Source organism: Paenibacillus sp. UNC499MF, assembly GCF_900107975.1.
Classification (GTDB): domain Bacteria; phylum Bacillota; class Bacilli; order Paenibacillales; family NBRC-103111; genus Paenibacillus_F.
In genome coordinates this window covers 219473-236373 of sequence record NZ_FNVF01000004.1, presented here as the reverse complement: position 1 = coordinate 236373, position 16901 = coordinate 219473, and the positions used below count along the sequence as shown (strand labels likewise).

At 55.5% G+C, this 16901-nt stretch carries 12 protein-coding genes; 6 read left to right on the top strand and 6 right to left on the bottom strand.

Going from position 1 to position 16901, the window contains the following annotated elements; translation table 11 throughout:
• The first annotated feature begins 253 nt into the window (after window positions 1–253).
• The 3 genes from C4S74_RS11840 (at window position 254) to C4S74_RS11825 (ending at window position 4401) form a co-directional block, all read left to right on the top strand.
• A complete protein-coding gene (locus C4S74_RS11840; RefSeq protein WP_103995532.1) occupies window positions 254–1285 on the top strand; it encodes an LLM class flavin-dependent oxidoreductase in 1032 nt (343 codons plus the stop codon).
• A gap of 318 nt (window positions 1286–1603) precedes the next feature.
• Window positions 1604–2809, top strand: coding sequence for a cytochrome P450 (locus C4S74_RS11835; RefSeq protein ID WP_103995531.1), 1206 nt, complete (start codon window positions 1604–1606; stop codon window positions 2807–2809).
• A 746-nt stretch (window positions 2810–3555) separates the two neighbouring features.
• Window positions 3556–4401, top strand: a complete 846-nt coding sequence (locus C4S74_RS11825) for an alpha/beta fold hydrolase (RefSeq protein ID WP_103995529.1) — start codon at window positions 3556–3558, stop codon at window positions 4399–4401.
• 252 nt (window positions 4402–4653) lie between these two features.
• On the opposite strand, the gene C4S74_RS11820 is transcribed toward C4S74_RS11825, so the two are convergent.
• The 4 genes from C4S74_RS11820 to C4S74_RS11805 form a co-directional block, all read right to left on the bottom strand.
• A complete protein-coding gene (locus C4S74_RS11820) occupies window positions 4654–6156 on the bottom strand; it encodes a DUF4179 domain-containing protein (RefSeq protein WP_103995528.1) in 1503 nt (500 codons plus the stop codon).
• Window positions 6153–6722 (bottom strand): RNA polymerase sigma factor, encoded by a 570-nt coding sequence (locus C4S74_RS11815; RefSeq protein ID WP_103995527.1) that lies wholly within the window; start codon window positions 6720–6722, stop codon window positions 6153–6155. Before C4S74_RS11815 ends, C4S74_RS11820 begins: the two co-directional genes overlap by 4 nt.
• A 67-nt stretch (window positions 6723–6789) precedes the next feature.
• A complete protein-coding gene (locus C4S74_RS11810) occupies window positions 6790–7668 on the bottom strand; it encodes a polysaccharide deacetylase family protein (RefSeq protein WP_103995526.1) in 879 nt (292 codons plus the stop codon).
• Between the two features lie 266 nt (window positions 7669–7934).
• Window positions 7935–8363, bottom strand: coding sequence for a MarR family winged helix-turn-helix transcriptional regulator (locus C4S74_RS11805; RefSeq protein ID WP_103995525.1), 429 nt, complete (start codon window positions 8361–8363; stop codon window positions 7935–7937).
• Window positions 8364–8606: 243 nt separating this feature from the next.
• Between C4S74_RS11805 and C4S74_RS11800 the strand changes: the two genes are divergently transcribed.
• Both C4S74_RS11800 and gdhA read left to right on the top strand, forming a co-directional pair.
• A complete protein-coding gene (locus C4S74_RS11800; RefSeq protein ID WP_103995524.1) occupies window positions 8607–10277 on the top strand; it encodes an MFS transporter in 1671 nt (556 codons plus the stop codon).
• Window positions 10278–10436: 159 nt separating this feature from the next.
• A complete protein-coding gene (gene gdhA / locus C4S74_RS11795) occupies window positions 10437–11819 on the top strand; it encodes an NADP-specific glutamate dehydrogenase (protein ID WP_103995523.1) in 1383 nt (460 codons plus the stop codon).
• 309 nt (window positions 11820–12128) lie between these two features.
• Here gdhA and C4S74_RS11790 read toward each other — a convergent pair whose 3' ends face one another.
• Complete coding sequence (locus C4S74_RS11790; protein ID WP_103995522.1) at window positions 12129–12494, bottom strand: hypothetical protein; 366 nt, start codon at window positions 12492–12494, stop codon at window positions 12129–12131.
• Window positions 12495–12941: 447 nt separating this feature from the next.
• Window positions 12942–14306 (bottom strand): extracellular solute-binding protein, encoded by a 1365-nt coding sequence (locus C4S74_RS11780; RefSeq protein WP_103995520.1) that lies wholly within the window; start codon window positions 14304–14306, stop codon window positions 12942–12944.
• A 673-nt stretch (window positions 14307–14979) separates the two neighbouring features.
• Here C4S74_RS11780 and C4S74_RS11775 point away from each other — a divergent pair.
• Window positions 14980–16791, top strand: coding sequence for a methyl-accepting chemotaxis protein (locus C4S74_RS11775; protein WP_103995519.1), 1812 nt, complete (start codon window positions 14980–14982; stop codon window positions 16789–16791).
• Window positions 16792–16901 lie beyond the last annotated feature (110 nt).

Here is a 16901-nt window from a genome sequence, read left to right as displayed (position 1 = left end):
CGGGCGGTTTCCTGATGTCCTGACACGGAGTCCGGCCAAGTCTTTATTTTATCGCGGACAGTTTCAATAAAATAATTACGGCAAGCAAGGCTGCCTGTATTCCGATCCGGAAAACGGGCAGCACAAGCTTGAGGCATTTCGCCAAAAAACACGAACATGAACCCCTACCTGTATCCGAAGGCGGGGGTTTCCTTATCCGGCACCGATGGCAGCGATATCCGGTCCGGCATTTTAATTCAGGAGGCTGATTCCGATGGCTGACACCAACCAACCGGCAAAAAACATCACCCGTATCCCGCTCTCCATTCTGGATCTGGCTCCGGTCGTCCTCGGCGCAACACCCGCGGATTCGTTAAAAAATACACTCGATCTCGCTCAGCACGCCGAACAGTGGGGATATCACCGCTACTGGCTGGCCGAGCATCACAATATGCCGGGCATCGCAAGCTCGGCGACCTCAATCGTGATCGGCCACGTCGCCGGCGGCACGAAGAAAATCCGCGTCGGCTCAGGCGGCATCATGCTGCCGAACCACGCGCCGCTCGTCATCGCCGAGCAGTTCGGCACGCTGGAGTCGCTCTTCCCGGGCCGCATCGACATGGGCCTCGGACGGGCGCCCGGCTCCGACCAGCTGACGGCACGGGCTCTTCGCCGCGGTCCCGAGAGCGACGGCCAGCACTTCCCGCAGCAGCTCGAAGAGCTGCGGGGCTATTTGAACCCCGGACCCGGCGCTTCCGCAGGCCGTGTAAGAGCCGTGCCCGGCGAAGGGCTGAACATTCCGGTCTGGCTGCTCGGTTCCAGCGGCTTCAGCGCGCAGCTGGCCGGCCAGCTCGGCCTTCCGTTCGCCTTCGCCAGCCACTTCGCGCCGGATTACCTGATCGCGGCGCTGGAGCTGTACCGCAGCTCCTTCCGCCCGTCCGGGGCGCTGAAGGAGCCTTACGCCATGATCGGCGTCAATGTATTCGCCGCCGATACCGAGGAGGAGGCGCGCAGGCTGGCGACCTCCCACGAGCAGCAGTTCCTGAAGCTCATCCGCGGTCAGACCGGCCTGCTTAATCCGCCGGTGGACAACATGGATGAGCTGTGGAGTCCGCACGAGAAAGCCGTCGTCCGGAAGCAGCTCAGCATTACGGCGGCCGGAACGAAAGAGACCGTGCGGGAGAGGCTCGACTACCTGCTGGCGGAGACGCAGGCGGACGAGCTCATCATCACCTCTCAGATCTACGATCACGGGGCTCGGCTGCGTTCCTACGAGCTTCTGGCGGAAGCCGCCAGGGAGCAGTAAACGGCCGATTTTCCGCCGATTGCTTTATTCGAAACGGATCTCCCTTCGAGACTCACTTGAACACCGCAGCGGCATCGTTTTATGCGAACGCATGGCCCTCAGCCCGCGAGCATACGGACCTGCCGACCACGGCTTCAATCCCCATTTTTCTTCAAACCGCTTTGCCTTTCCGGGCAGGCGGTTTTTTTCACGTGGAACATGTATAACAAGCCCCCTACGCTCATAAAAATTAACATTTGTTTCCTTTTAACCAAAAAAGGGTAAAAATCAAAATGGCCTGTACACCATACTATCCATTCTTATGAGGGAGGCTTTATTATGGCGGTTAAAGAGCAGCTGTTCATTCATGAAATTACCGGCTTCAAAACGAAGGACGAGTTCTGGAATCCCTATCCCTGGTACAAAAAAATGCGCGAAGAATCGCCGGTTTTCTACGATGAGCGGCAGGATACGTGGAATGTGTTTCTTTATGACCATGCCAAGCAAGTTCTAAGCGACTACAAACTTTTTCCCAGCAAAAGAGACCGGAGCCTGATTCCGGTTCCCCTCAGCGACAATAAAGTGAATCTGATTTTCTCCGATCCGCCCGATCACCGCAAACGCAGAGGACTGCTGGCCAAGGCTTTCACTCCCCGCAGTCTGGAAGACTGGAAACCGCGGATTCAAACTATCGTGGACGAGCTTGTGGCCAGCGTGGCGGAAAAAAAATCCGTCGATCTCGTAAAAGAACTGGCCATTCCTCTGCCTGTCACGGTCATCGCCGACCTGCTGGGAGTGCCTTCGAAAGATTGGCAGCAGATTAAAGACTGGTCGGACATTTTGTTCATGCCCCACGATTTTCAGCATATCGAAGAGATGCAGGCCGCCAAAGCCCGGGCCAGCAAGGAGTTTATCGAATATTTGCTCCCGATTGTCGGGCAGAAGCGGACGCAGCTCCGGGACGACATCATCTCGGATTTGATTCTCGCGGAATACGAAGGAGCCTTTTTCACGGATGCCGAGGTCGCTCAGACCGCCATGGGCCTGCTCGGCGCAGGGAACGAAACCACGACCACGCTGCTGACGAACATGTTCTACAGCCTGGTCAAGGACCAGCCCGGTGCTTACGGGCATCTGCGTGAAGACCGGAGTCTGGTGCCGCAGGCGGTTGAAGAAACGCTGCGCTACCGGTTTGCGGCTTCCCTGGACCGGAGAATCGGGGAAGACACGGACGTATTCGGCCCGAAGATGAAGAAAGACCAGTTGATCATCGCCTGGGTTTCATCCGCCAACCGGGATGAGAACCAGTTTCCGCACGGTGAATCGTTCGACGTGCAGCGCAAGGATATCAAGCACCTGACGTTCGGCAGCGGCCAGCATTTCTGCCTGGGGGCTCCGCTCGCCAGAATGGAAGCGGTGAAGGCGCTGGAAACGTTCGTGGACCGCTTCTCGGGATACTCCATCCCGGACGACTTCCGGCCGCAGGATCATCTGGCTCCGAACAGCCACAACCTGACTTCGCTGCCGGTCACTGTCGAAGAGTAAGCCGCCGGAGGAGTGGAGGCTGGACCCTCCTGCATGTGGGCGCCAGGCAGACCGCCTATCGGGCCGAAATCAGGCGGATGAGGAATCGCCGTCCAGAGAACCCGAAAAAGACACAGCTTAAGGCCAGATTCTGCATGAAATGCAGAATTTCATCTCCCTGCCGGTGCCTGGCTTTCCCATCCGGTGTATTCCGTTCTTGCCCTCACTCCGGCGAAATGGTAAAATGTGCTTATCTTATAAAGAACGGAGGGTTATGTGTGGGAACAGTTAATTTCGATCGACTTTACGCAGCTAACTAAGTAGCGCTTAAAGGCCCTGCCCTGTGCAGGGTGATCGGGATTGGTCTGCCTGCTTCATAACCCAAATTAGCCATAGGCTATAGAGGGCGGGACTTCTCCGCCCTCTTTTTCTATGCCCTCTGCCGCCGATAGCAACCTCTTTCGTTGCGGCCCGCCCTCCGGCATCCCTTCGGTGCACCGGTAACGGAAATGCTGATCAGCCGCATGTTCCGTACCGCCGCACCGTTTGGCCGGACGCTTCCGCGGCAAAAGCCGCTGCTCGCTTCGGTCCGCGGTTTTTCCTCCGGACGGATGCTGCATGCGGTGTACGCGGGGGTATCAGGCTGTCGAGCAGCCTGGGGGACACACACGCGTAAGGGCTTCGGGCACTCGCGTTCCTTTCCGGTCACCCGACACAGGCAGCGCCTGTGTTTTTTATTTTTTCTAAGAATCGGAGGGTGTATAAACATGAGTGAACGAATGATACGCGTCAAGGATATTGAACTCTGCACGGAAAGTTTCGGGAATCCTGCACATCCGGCCGTCCTGCTCATTATGGGGGCAACGGCTTCCATGCTGTGGTGGGAAGAAGATTTCTGCAGGCTGCTGGCCGAAAAAGGGTTCTTCGTGATCCGCTACGATAACCGCGACACCGGTCGCTCCGTAAGCTATGAACCCGGCCATCCCGGGTATACGTTCGAGGATATGGCGGACGATGCTATCGCCGTTCTGGACGCCTACGGGGTGGAAAAAGCCCATTTCGCGGGAATGTCCATGGGAGGCATGCTTATCCAGATCATCGCCCTCAGGCATCCCGAACGCGTGCAGGGCATCTCGCTTCTGAGCACGATGTATTTCGGCCCGGGATGGGAGGATCTGCCTCCGATGGAAGCGAAGGTTGAGACTTTCTTCAATTCCATGGGAGAGATGGACTGGTCCGATCCCCAGACGCTCCTTCGGAACGCCGTTGACAAATGGCGCATCCTTGTCGGGTCGAAGCATCCGCTTGACGAGGAAAGAGTAACCGCCCTGGCCGAGCGAGACATTGCGAGGGCCCTTAACTACGCGAGCTCTTTCAACCACAGCTATGTGACAGGCGGAGAAGCCTATCTGGGCCGGAGCGGCGAGATTCAGGCTCCTGCCCTTGTAATTCACGGCACGGAAGATCCTATCATCCCTTACGGACACGGGGAAGCGCTGCGCGACTCGATTCCGGGTGCAGAGCTGTTAACGCTCCAGGGCATAGGGCACGAGCTTCCGCGGGCCGAATGGCCGGCCATTGTCGGCGGTATCGCCAAGTATGCCGCTTTGTAGCCTGTAACGCCAAAAAAGCCTTCGGAGCCGCTTTTACAAGCGGTTCCGAAGGCTTTCTTTTGCAATCCGGTGCCTAATGCCCGAAGTCGGTCCTCCCGGCGGCCCTCCGGCTCCGGCTCAAAACTGCCGCAGACAATCCCGGAGAAGACTTACGGTACCTCCTAAGCTCTTCGTCCGGTTTCTCCTCTCCCATGAAGGCTTCCCGTCGCCGCAGGTGCAGGTGCAGCGAGCATCTGCCCCGGGACCAGCCTCTTACGGCTTTAAGTCGATCGGCAGATCCTGATCCACGATCACTTCCGCGTTGGAGCGGACAAGCGAGAGCTCGTAGCTGTCTTTTTTCTCCGCCAGCAGATACACATTGAACGAAGAGCTTTGCTCGTTATCCTCCAATTTTCCGTAACCGGGGATGCCCAAGGCTTCGCGGATAGATTCCTCCTGCCGCATAAACTCTTGATACTCTTCCACCGATTTTTCCGGCAGGCTCTCCCCTATGAAGAGGGCCTCCTTTTCCAGCTTTTTGTCCAGCGTGTCTTTTCTTATTTTTAGCTGAAGGTAGCCCTCTTTATGGTATTCCACGCTCTCTATGACGACATCCCGACCCTTAAAACGGACCGTTTTGGGGAACTTTTCGTTCATGGAAAGCTTAAACGCCGCTTCGGGCTTGTGCTCGGTTATGGTTACTTTGCCGATGTGCAGAAGCAGCTTCCGCACGTCATTGTCGAAGAAAACCGAGTTCGAGAAAGGAAGCTGCAGGTAGCCGTCCTTCAGTACAAGTCCCGGGCCGGCGGGATCGTAGGGATACACTCTGCCCTTATCGTCTTTGAGGTAAGGCGCTCCCTCTTCATCCTCTCTCGGGAAATTGTATCCCCAGCCTTCGCGGCCTTTAAGAATAACATTCATGGTGGTCGGCTGAATGGTAAGTTTATCGACTTTCAGTTCCTTCCAATCCCTATCCTGAACGGATGCCGCTATTTCCGGACGGAACACTTTGTTGTGCAAAATTTTACTGGAATCGAAGGGAACGCCGATTTTTCCGATTTCGTCTATATCCATTTTACGGAGAGCCGCGTCGGACGTATGTTTTTGCACAGTGAATTGAATCTCGTTGCCGTAATCAAGAAGCCCTCCTGCCGAATGCTCCCCCGGAGAAAGCTGAAACTTGTATGTCTCCTGCCGAACCGGCTTGTTTCCTTCGGTTGTAACGGAGGCCGATGTCCTCGAACCTCCGGCAGGCAAATCACGGGGAGTTACCCAGATGTCCAAGTTCCTGTCTTCTTCGGATATATCGAACTCATCGGTGCGGACGAACACTTTGTAGATCAGCTCTTCTTCCGTCAAATAAATATCGCCGATCGTAATCGTCGTGCCTCCGAACTGCTTCGTAACGGGCTCGATAGGCGAATAGCCGTTGTCGATCGCGTTCTGGACGCCGTCCTTTTTCCGCACATCCGTCAGCCAGTCCACCGCGATCTGGAAACCGGGTACGCTTTTGACGAAGGAAGCGAATGCGGGGGACATTTTCACGCCGAAGGAGAAAACAAGCACCAGCACCGCAGCCGCTGCACCTCCCGCAGCGGCACGCCGGTACCGGCGGGGCCTCGCGGAAGGAGCCTGCCCCGCGGCGGGAGTATGCTCCAGCTCGCCGGCATCGAATTTGTCCGGCAGCTCGTCCGCAAACTGATAGAGCGATTCCGGCACGGCGATATTGTCAAACGACTTGTCCAAAGCCTGTTTCAAACTATGATCGCTCTTCATATCATTATCTCCTTTGTTTGCGGTCTCGTAAGATGGAGATCCCGGCTGAGTTTCAACCGGGCATGATAAAGCCTGGATTTCACCGTTCCGGCCTTCAATCCCAGCATTTCGGCGATCTCTTCGATACTCAGCTCCTGAAAATAATACAGCACGACGACCATCCGCTGCTGGAGCTTTAAAGCCAGAACCGCTTCGATCACACGCTGCGAATTTTCCTTGCGGAGCAAGTCTTCCAGAGGGGATGAGCCGGGATCCCGGATGATCTGGTCTTCAATGTCCAGGCTGTGCTTGTAAGGTTGTTCTTTCCGGGCTACATCAATCGAACGGTTGGCTACCACCCGGCTGAACCATCCCGGGAACCGCCTGATTTCCCTGCCGCTCATAATCGTCGAGTACGCCTCTATCAATGTATTTTGTACGGCCTCTTCCGCCAGCTGTCTAGAGCCCAGAATGGCTAAAGCGGACCGGTATGACTTCGCGATCAGGGGATTGACCAGGGCACGGAATGCATCCTTGTCTCCCCGCCGGATAGCTTCCAGCTGCTGCTGCTCGGTTTCCAGTTCCATACTGACCCTCCTTCTACACTCTCTCTATCTATTGGCGTAAGAAGTCCGGCATCGGTTCAAAAAAAAGTTAAAAAACCTTTTTGAGCATACTCCACAAGATGTCGGCGGTGATATAAGGCTCTCCGGCGTTTATTCGGCGGACAATCTCGCTCCCCGGCCGGTTAATCCCGTCTTCAATCGAAAAAAAGAGCTCGATTCCCGCCCGCCGGCCTTCTACCGCGACAGCGTCCGTATAAGCCCCATACGGAAAAGCCAGCAGGCGGCGGTGGCTGCCCGTTTCTTCATCCAGTCTCTTTTCCAGAAAAGCGATGTCGCTGCGGATTCGTTTCCGGTACTCTCCGTCGATCTCGCTCCGCTTCTTCTGCTCCAGGAACATCCGGGAGATTAGCGCCGGGGTCAGCGTCTCCGTGCTTCCTTCGGATATTTGCCGGTGCAGGTTGTAGGTGTGGTTATAAATGCCCATGCCCGCATCCCTCAGCTCGCGGATCTGATTCCAGTTCAAATGGGGCTCGGCGTCCGGATTGAACAGGTCCGAGGAAATGCCCACGATAAAATTGGAAGCCGTCACGCCGTGTTTTTTCAAAATCGGCAGGGCTTCGGTATAAAAGGTTTCGTACCCGTCGTCGAAGGTCAAAACAACGGCATTGGACGGCAGTTTCCCGCCTTCCCGCATAAACTGTACAAACTGTTCCATCGGAACGATATGAAATCCCCGGTCCTTCAGCATCTTCAAGTGCTCCTCAAACCGCCCGGGAGTCACGGTTGAAGCAAGATCCCTGCGGCTGCCGGCCGTCTTCCGGATATCATGGTACAGCAGAACGATGGCTTTATTCTCGTAATAGACCGGCCCTGCCGCATTCTCCCGTCCACTCCTGTCCCATCCGACCATATAAATCAGAAGAATCCCGAAAAAAATGCCGCAGGCCGCCAAAACTATGTTTTTCATTCCTATGCTAACCTCTCATACTCCGTAATAAGCGCGCTATACTATAGTCGTAAGCGGACGGTTCCGGGTTCAATCCGGGTTCAAATCCGATGAATGCAGCACAAAAAAATCCCTTCTGACGGCACGCATGCAACCTTCCGGTCAACATCCTGTCTAAGAAGGGACTTATCGGATCTATTCGGTTACCGGCTTCTCCGCTCGCCCGCGGTTGGCGGTTTCTTCCGGTTCAATTATAGCAGGTTTGGCGGATAGGAAGGGCTTTTAAATCACTTTTTCTCCCAATCGGCGAGAGAATGGTTGAGCTTCTCCAAGGTTTCTTCCAGCCGGGAAAGCTCCGCTTCAGGCCAGCTTCCCAAAATCTCCGAATAGGCCCCGATGCGCGCTTTGCGGACATTTCTGAACACTTCTCTGCCGCGGGGAGTAATTTCAATCAGGCTTGTCCGGCCATTTTTCTGGTCGGGAGAGCGTCTGATAAACTGCTTCGCTTCGAGTGCCGCGATCTGTCTGCTCGCCGTTGATACGTTGAGCCGGAGTTCGTCGGCGATCGCGTTGATGGCCACGGGCTCGCTCTCCTCGAGTTTGCTCAGCAGGATATAGCCGGAACGGTCCAGCTCGCCGAGCTTGGGGCTGATGGCCGTCGTGAGGCGTACGAGCAGGGCGATTTCGTATTCGATCTTCTCCAAAATATCCTTCATATCGGCTCCTTCCCGCGCTTCCGCAGGCTCTCAATTGATTACTTTTAGGATACATTCGGACGCTTGTATTATGCAATCTCGGTTACATATAAAATCAGGCGAGACCCTCTTAACGGGCCCTTCACGGAAGGAAATCCGGTTATTCCCGGTTGATTTATCCGCATTTTGGTGTATACTGCAATTTGTATCATACAACTTGTATAATGAAACTCGCTAATATTATGCTTCCGGGAGGCTTTTTCTATGACCCAGTTCACTGTACCCGGGACCGGCTCCGCCGCAGGTAGAGGAATCAGAAAGATTCCATCCTATCTGATTATTTCCGTCCTGACGATTTTGACGATCGGTCCCCAATATTTTCTGAACGTCTCGTTCATCCTCAATCAGACCTTGATCCAAAGCACGCTGACCGCAAGCTCTAAGGGCCTGCTGCTGCTCTCCATCGTATCCAACCTGGCCTTCGCCCTATGCGTCCCGATCGGACCTGCGGTCACCAGGCGCTACGGCATCCGCAGAAGCTATTCCGCATTTATGCTCGTATTTCTTCTGGGGTCGCTGCTCAACCTGCTGTCCCCCAACATGGGGCTTCTTCTGCTGGGAAGAGTTTTGCAGGGCCTCGGCTCAGGTTCGCTGTTCCTTACGATTCTGCCCGTAAGCCTCCGCTCCTTCCCTAACCGGGTGCGCAACCGGTTCCTGCTGCTCGCCATCGGAGGCTTGTTCGGTTCGTCCGCCGTCGGAGCGCTGCTCGGTTCCATGTCCCTGACGTCGGACACGTGGCGCTGGCTGTTTGCCTTAAGCGCCTTAACGTCCATCCTGTGCCTGCTGATCGGTCCTACCGCTCTTCCGGCAGAGCCATCATCGCTGGCCCCGAAGCCCGCGCCGGACAAAAGCGGCATCGCCGTGCTGACGCTCTTCATGTCGGTGCTGGCGGTTCCGCTCTACTATTTGCAGGAAAAAGGACCGGGCTCGCTCTATGTCTGGCCGTTCTTTATCATCTGTCTGCTGCTGCTCATCCTCTTCCTGACGCTTGATTACGGAAAGGAGAACCCGCTGCTGCCGTGGAGGGCACTTCTGTTCTCCAAGCCCGTATTCGGCACTGTGATGAGCATAGCCAGCCACATCTCACTGATTATCGTTCTGGCCGGCACCAACGGAGTGCTGCGAAGCGTGCGGGAGATTCCTTTTATAAACCTCACGTACTTTTATCTCTGGCTTTTCATAGGCATCATGGTTTCCGCCCTGCTCTGCACGGTTTTGTATGATCGCCTGGGACCGGGGATTCTCGGTTTCATCGGCTCGCTCGCGGTCATCGCGGTCAGTCTTCAATGGCTGCATCTGGACGCTGAAGTTCCCTTGTCTACGATGTACATGCAGATCGCTTGTCTGGGCGGCGGTATCTCCATGACGCTGATTTCAGGCGCGCTCGGTACGGCCATGGCGGGCAACCTTCACCACGCGGCTCTGCGCTCGGTATCCCTGCACTTTATGCGCAATCTGGCGGGCGCCCTAGCCGCTCCGTTCGTAGGCCGGTTTCTGTACCGTCACAGCGCCGTCCACTACGAAACGCTCCGCAGCCAGATGAGCGTGACAAATCCGGCCCTGAACGCCAATATATCGGAGCTGGCGGGCCATCTCACGGCCGGAGGTCTTTCCGCCGCGGAAGCAAAAAAAACGGCGGCTTCCATGCTTCTCCTAGAGGTGAAAAAAACGGCGCTTCTCGGCGCTTATCAAAATTTGTTCACATTTTTGCTGGTGCTCGGCATCGTCATGCTGCTTGCTTCAACCGGTAAGGCATTGACCGGAAAAGGACGTTCGCTTGTCCAAAAAGAACAGGCCCCGAAAGCTCGGTCCGCGCAGGATCCGGCCCCTGTTTTAGCCCTTCCGCAGCCCTCGCCAGAGCATATCGGAAGCTAAAATCGTACATTAATCATCCATCGGTCAATTAAAATTCGGATTTTGCCATCGACCTTTTTTATCGCCCTATAAAGCATTTTTTATGGAAATATGGTTGCTCTCCCATTAAAAACATGTAATAGTATTAGAAAATTAAACCTAACAAGGTTGGTGAAGTGAATGGGAGTATCGCTAGGAGGCAAGGCCGTAAACGAAGTGGCGGCAAGAACGTATATTGAAGAAGTTTATCAGACTGTTTTACAGCGTAATTCGAATCAATATGAATTCCAGCAAGCCGTTAAGGAAATCGTGGAATCCCTCGTTCCCGTTTTCGCCAAAAACCCGCATTACATGAAAGCCGGCATTCTCGAAAGACTGGTCGAGCCGGAAAGGCTCGTTTCATTCCGTGTTCCCTGGGTGGACGATCAAGGCAATGTTAGGGTAAACCGCGGTTTCCGCGTTCAGTTCAACAGCGCCATCGGTCCTTACAAAGGCGGACTCCGGTTCCATCCTTCCGTAAACGAGAGCATTATCAAGTTTCTCGGCTTCGAGCAAATTTTCAAAAACTCCCTGACCGGTCTGCCGATCGGCGGCGGTAAAGGCGGATCGGATTTCGATCCCAAAGGCAAATCCGACGGGGAAGTCATGCGCTTCACGCAAAGCTTCATGACGGAGCTTTGTAAATATATCGGCCAGGATACGGACGTTCCTGCCGGAGACATCGGTGTCGGTGCCCGCGAAATCGGGTACATGTTCGGACAGTACAAGCGGATCCGCGGCGGCTTCGAAGCGGGCGTCCTGACCGGCAAAGGCGTCGGTTACGGAGGCAGTCTGGCCCGTCCGGAAGCAACCGGTTACGGCACTGTCTACTTCGTGCACGAGATGCTTCACGCCAAAGGCCTCAGCTTCGACGGAAGCACCGTCGTTGTATCCGGCTCCGGCAACGTGGCGATCTACGCCATGCAGAAAGCTCAGCAGTTCGGCGCGAGAGTAGTGGCCTGCAGCGATTCCGGCGGCTATATCTACGATCCGAACGGCATCAATGTGGAGACGGTCCGCCAGCTGAAGGAAGTCGAGAGAAAACGGATCAGCGAGTATACGCTTCTCCATCCCGGTTCCTTCTACCATGAAGGCTGCGAGAAGATCTGGACGATTCCCTGCGATATCGCCCTCCCGTGTGCGACGCAGAACGAAATCGACATCACGTCCGCCAAGACGCTTATCGGCAACGGTGTAAAAGCGATCGGAGAAGGCGCCAATATGCCGACGACGCTTGACGCTATCGACGCGTTCCTGCAGGCAGGCGTTCTTTTCGGCCCGGCCAAAGCGGCCAACGCCGGCGGCGTGGCGGTATCCGCGCTGGAAATGTCGCAGAACAGCATGCGCCAATCCTGGACGTTCGAAGAGGTGGATGCGAAGCTCCATCAGATTATGAAGAACATTTACCAAGCTTCGATTGAGGCTGCCGCCGAGTACGATCACGCGGACAACCTGGTCGTAGGCGCGAACATCGCGGGCTTTAAGAAAGTGGCCGACGCCATGATCGCCCAAGGTATCATTTAATTTTACTTGTGCCCGGACATCCCGGACGTATACACGAAAAGCCTCACCGCCTTTTTTAAGGCCGGTTGAGGCTTTTTTTGATCACATAACTCGAAAATAACGAATTCCGCCGTATCGGCTGCCTGGCGGACCCAAACCGGTATGGAAGGGGGAAGCTACTGCTACTGCTTCAACAGCCAAACCACTCCCGCCGTTACCGCGAATATAACCACCGTCGTCAGCATGTTCTTCAGCATTTTGTTCATTCGTAATTCCTTTCCTCCTTGGTTGTGTATGTTTTACTCATCGAAACGCTTGCGTCCGTAACGATCAGGCTGAGGGCGATAGATTCTGCGGCCCAAGCGCTCTCTTTTTTCGGAAAGCTTTGGTCATCGGCGTCCGCTCCGGCGAGCGCGTTCCCGGCGGCGCCGGAAGTCTCTGCGGCCGGAGCATGCCCGGCAGTGCGGGCAGCGCCAGCGGAGGACGCCAGAGCCGGGGCCGGGCAGCCTCCGCAGCGGGCACTCCGCCCTCGGCCGATACCTCCGCGGCGAAGGAAGAGCCTCTGCCGTCCGGCATGGCTTCGCTTTCGCCGCCCCCCGGGAGCTTGAGCCCGCCGTCAGAGACGCTGCAGGGGCCTCCTAAGACGCGGAGAAGCCAGTTGGCCATTCTCGTCCAAACTGCCCGCTTCGTCGGCACTGACGGGCTCCTGCGGGCTCTGCGAGAGATGGCCGATCTCCTCCGGCTCGCTCCCTACCTTTTTCGCTCCAAACCGGGTACTCGAAGATGAACAGATCCGGGTCGGGGGCCAGACAGCGTCCGAAACCAAGACGTCTTTGCTCCGAACCGCTCGGCTTGCCGATCCGCGTTTCTTTGGCGCCGGGCAAGCCGACCTGCCGTTTTGGTGACATGTTTCGGTTCAAGTACCGTCATGCGGATTTTCCTGCCGGAGAAGATCGGCCGGACCGTTATGCAAAAAAAGAAACCGTTCTTGCGGGCAAAGGGAACGAAATACCCAACCGTGCCCGAATAAGCGGTTTCCGGATCTTGTAATGAGCGGTGCGGCAATTTCATCCTGCTGCAGCTTTCAAACCTGGCAGGAGGCGAAAAACCCGGTTTGCCGGCATCCGAACGGAATCGCCCCGACTATCTGGCAAGACGTTCGACTACCGACCCCGACTGCTCCAGATTGGACCAGAACAGCTTTAATTCGCTGCGCAGCCTGTCCAGTTCCTCGATTGTGATGTTCAGCTCTTCATAGCCGCCGAACGTCGGAATAATTTCGCGGTACATATAGTAGCGCGAGGGCCTGTACACCGTTTCCGCCCCTTCCCACTCCGCCGCCGATTTGGAGGCCGGGATGCTGAGCGTATTGCGCCGGACAAATAACTGCGCGCTCTCCGAACAGAGGAAATCGACCAGCATGCCCGCCGCTTCTTTGTGTCTGGACGCCCGGTTAACGGCAAGTCCCGTCACAAGCAGCAGCGTCCTGGCCCTGCCCGTGTAGGGCAGAGGAGCGATATCGTACTCGAACGGCAGATCCTTTAAATACTTCAAGCCGTAGTAGGTCGTCATGATCATGGCCGTTTTCTGCTGGGCAAACAGCTTCTCCGCGTCGGCGTCCCCCTCGGACAAGAAAGAGGGAACCGGACCTTGGGTATGGATCAGGTCGCGGAAAGTCTCGAGACTCTCCCACAGCAGCGGATCGTCAAACCGGCAGCCGTCTTCCGTGCGCTTGAACTTAAATCCGTTCTGCAGCAGGAACACCGGAAACCGGTTGGTCGACGCGATATGCGCATAGAAGCCGGAAATGCCCGACTCTTCCCTGATCCGCAGAGAGACTTCCGAAAGCCGGTCCCAGGACCAGCTGCTGTCCGGCTCAGGAAGCTGAAGCTGCCGGAACAGCGTTTTGTTATAGCAGAGAATGACCGGCGAGAACAGCATAGGCTGGGCGATCTGCTTTCCGCCGCGGGCGAACACGCCCGGCAGGAAAGAATACGGAGCCGGATTCGGGGGCCGGGGCTCGAACAGGTCGAGCGCGCCACGGTCCGCCATCTCAAGAAAGTTCCAATTATTGAGGGACATGACGTCGAGCCAGCCGCTGCTCAAATAGCCCCGCACCGAATCGGGATAATTCGTATAAGGCAGCGCCGCCGTCTCCACCTGAATATGCGGGTGCTGAAGCCGAAACTGCCGTAATAGCTCCTGCAGTCCGGTTTCGCTGTCCAGCGAAGGATAGCAGCCGATCCTGACGGTGACGGCGTGCTCCGCGTCCGGCTTTATAATCCGGTTTCCCACCCGGGGAACCTTCTCGATCAGTCCTTCGGACACCAGGATATCCAGCGCCTTGCGGACGGACTTTTTGCTCAGCAGATATTGATCCGCCAAAGCCAGCTCGGAAGGCAGGTAATCGCCCGCGGGCCGGATAGAAGATAAAATCTCTTTGCGGAGGGTTCCGACCATCTCTTCGAACCGGGTTTGAAACGTAATGCGGTCTGGCTTTTTGCTCATGGTAAATCTCCTCGTTCCAGAACTGGCAGACATAATTTAACAATAGTATACCATAGGACGCCTCAACTTGGTCTATTTGTACCCCACACGGTTCTCAGTTTGGCCCCTATCCGCCGATCCCTGCCTCTTGCAAACTTTTAAACGTATACCACAGACGTTTATTCCCCCATCTGCCTTTACAAAATTGATAATTCCTTTTATGAGCTGAATTATTTTTAGAATACCCTGTGTTCATATCGAAATGGAGAGGATGGTGTAATTTTTTGTCGAAATACGAAAATAAAATGTAAACTGCATTGAAAAAGATTACATTTCATGTAAAGGCTGTACATGAGTCTGTCGGAAGGAGCGATGCGAAAAGGACCTGATTCGATACTGCCGAGTCAAACCATTTAACTTGAAGCTTAGAAGCATCGGCATGACGCGCCGAGGTCCACAAGTCACACACCCGCTTTAAAAGTCCGGTTATGGTCTTATTAAGGAGCGTGATGCAGCATTCTTGAACGCGCTTACAAAATTATCGCAAGCCTCTCCGGGAAAACTCGCTGAAATCAACTGCCGGCATCTGCGGAATCCTGAAATTCCGGGTTTCCAGCCAGTCAGCGCCTATTTGCCGCTTTATTTCACACTATACAGGGAAATTTTAATGGATATTGTTTAGGGAGGTTCATCTATGAATGGTTTAAACCGGCTGCGCAGCGTGCAGGGAAAATTGTTTATCATTATAGCCGCCGCACTGCTGCTGCCCGCATCTCTGCTCGGTTATCTCACTTACAAACAGACCGAATTCGTCAACTACACGGCAGTAACCGGTAAAAAAGAAGAGCTGGAAAAGCTGTCTCCCCGCTTCGCGGAAATGTTCTCCGAAGCGGAGAAGCTCGTTCTGGAAGCAGCCGCCAAACCCGAAATGCAGCTTGATAAATTTGCCTTCCCTGAACCCAAGCGGACCGACTACCAGAATATGCAGAAAGTGAACGATGTCCGCCAAAACGATTTTTACGTGAACTTTTTCCCTACCCTGCTCGATCAGAACTATTATTTGAGCATGTTCTACTCGACTGTCAAAGGCCAGTCCTACATTTATCCCAAGGTTCCCCTTGAAGTCGATCTCACGAATTTCGATTCGCGGGAACGCGGCTGGTACAAAGCGGCCATCGCCAATCCGGATAAGGTAAACTGGTCCGATCCGTACCTGGACGCCGTGAACACCAGCATCTCGACTATGACGCTGTCCAAAGCCGTCAAGGATGCCAGCGGCACCGTCATCGGCGTCATCGGGCTTGATTTCGGCTTGAACGCCATGGCCGGCGTGATGCGCGACAATATCAAGATCCAGACCATCTGGATTCTGGGTATAACCTTTGTCATCGGCATGACCGGTCTCTACTTGTTTGTACGCCAGTTTGCCGCCCGGATCAAGGCTCTGCGCAGCGGGATGCACAAACTGGAGGCGGGCGACTTCACGCATAAGGTGAAGCTGAAGGGACAAGACGAGATCGCCGATCTCGCCAGAAGCTTCAACGACATGGCCCTCTCCCTGGCCGGGTTGATCCGCCAGGTGTCGGTTTCGGCGCATACCGTGACGGAGGTGGCCGGCGAAGTGTTCCAGCAGACGAAATCGTTCTCCGGCTCTTCGCTGGAGGTCACCCGGTCCGTCGAGGAAATTGCCACCGGGGCGGGCGAACAGGCGGCCGTAGCCGAGCAGAACAGCCAGATGGTGAACGACATCGACTCGCTGATGCTCCGGCTCCGGGAAGATACCGGAGAGACGGTAGCCATCGCTCAGGATACGGAAGGACTGAGCGCGGCCGGACTCCAGCAGCTGAATTCCCTGCAGAATCTTGCGGCGGAAGGAACACGGAAGAACGAGCATACCCATGCCATCGTTCACGCGCTTAAAACGAAGTCCGAAGAAATCAGCCATATCATCCGGATTATCCGGGAGATCGCTTCGCAAACCAACCTGCTTGCGCTGAATGCCTCCATCGAGGCGGCCAGAGCCGGCGAGCACGGCTCCGGATTTGCAGTCGTCGCCCATGAGGTGAAGAAGCTGGCCCAGCAGTCGGAGCAGTCCGCGGACATTATCAACTCCATCGTCATGGACATTCAGCAGGAAATCGGCAGCACCCTTGTGTCTTTCACCGAGTATAACGAGCTGATGAGCCAGCAGAATCAGTCCCTGGAATACACGAAGGTTGCTTTTGCCGGCATCTCGGACGCGGTGGAGAGAACCACTTCCCGCATCCAAGTGATGTCCGAAAGCATTGATAAGATTACCGCGATTAAAGACGGCATGCTGAATTCCATCTCGAACTTGTCCGCGATCAGCCAGCAGACTGCGGCCGGAACCGAGGAGGTCGCCGCCACGATGGAAGAGCAGCGTACGGCCGTCGTCGCCTTGACCGACATGTCCGACCAGCTTAAAGCGACGGCACAGCATCTGATCGGCGAGACCCGGCGGTTCAAGCTGGAGCCGGACAACTGAGCGGGTCCTCTGCTTCATCCAGCCGGATAAAGCCCGTTAGGCCACCGCACTTGCTCTAAACTAACCCGCAGCAGGATACCGCCGGGACTAAAGAAAGCATGCCGCCCCCA

Bases quoted from the DNA above. Each gene is read 5' to 3' on its own strand.
- C4S74_RS11840 (WP_103995532.1), top strand. From the start codon at position 254: ATGGCTGACACCAACCAACCGGCAAAAAACATCACCCGTATCCCGCTC.
- C4S74_RS11835 (WP_103995531.1), top strand. From the start codon at position 1,604: ATGGCGGTTAAAGAGCAGCTGTTCATTCATGAAATTACCGGCTTCAAA.
- C4S74_RS11825 (WP_103995529.1), top strand. From the start codon at position 3,556: ATGAGTGAACGAATGATACGCGTCAAGGATATTGAACTCTGCACGGAA.
- C4S74_RS11820 (WP_103995528.1), bottom strand. From the start codon at position 6,156: ATGAAGAGCGATCATAGTTTGAAACAGGCTTTGGACAAGTCGTTTGAC.
- C4S74_RS11815 (WP_103995527.1), bottom strand. From the start codon at position 6,722: ATGGAACTGGAAACCGAGCAGCAGCAGCTGGAAGCTATCCGGCGGGGA.
- C4S74_RS11810 (WP_103995526.1), bottom strand. From the start codon at position 7,668: ATGAAAAACATAGTTTTGGCGGCCTGCGGCATTTTTTTCGGGATTCTT.
- C4S74_RS11805 (WP_103995525.1), bottom strand. From the start codon at position 8,363: ATGAAGGATATTTTGGAGAAGATCGAATACGAAATCGCCCTGCTCGTA.
- C4S74_RS11800 (WP_103995524.1), top strand. From the start codon at position 8,607: ATGACCCAGTTCACTGTACCCGGGACCGGCTCCGCCGCAGGTAGAGGA.
- gdhA (WP_103995523.1), top strand. From the start codon at position 10,437: ATGGGAGTATCGCTAGGAGGCAAGGCCGTAAACGAAGTGGCGGCAAGA.
- C4S74_RS11780 (WP_103995520.1), bottom strand. From the start codon at position 14,306: ATGAGCAAAAAGCCAGACCGCATTACGTTTCAAACCCGGTTCGAAGAG.
- C4S74_RS11775 (WP_103995519.1), top strand. From the start codon at position 14,980: ATGAATGGTTTAAACCGGCTGCGCAGCGTGCAGGGAAAATTGTTTATC.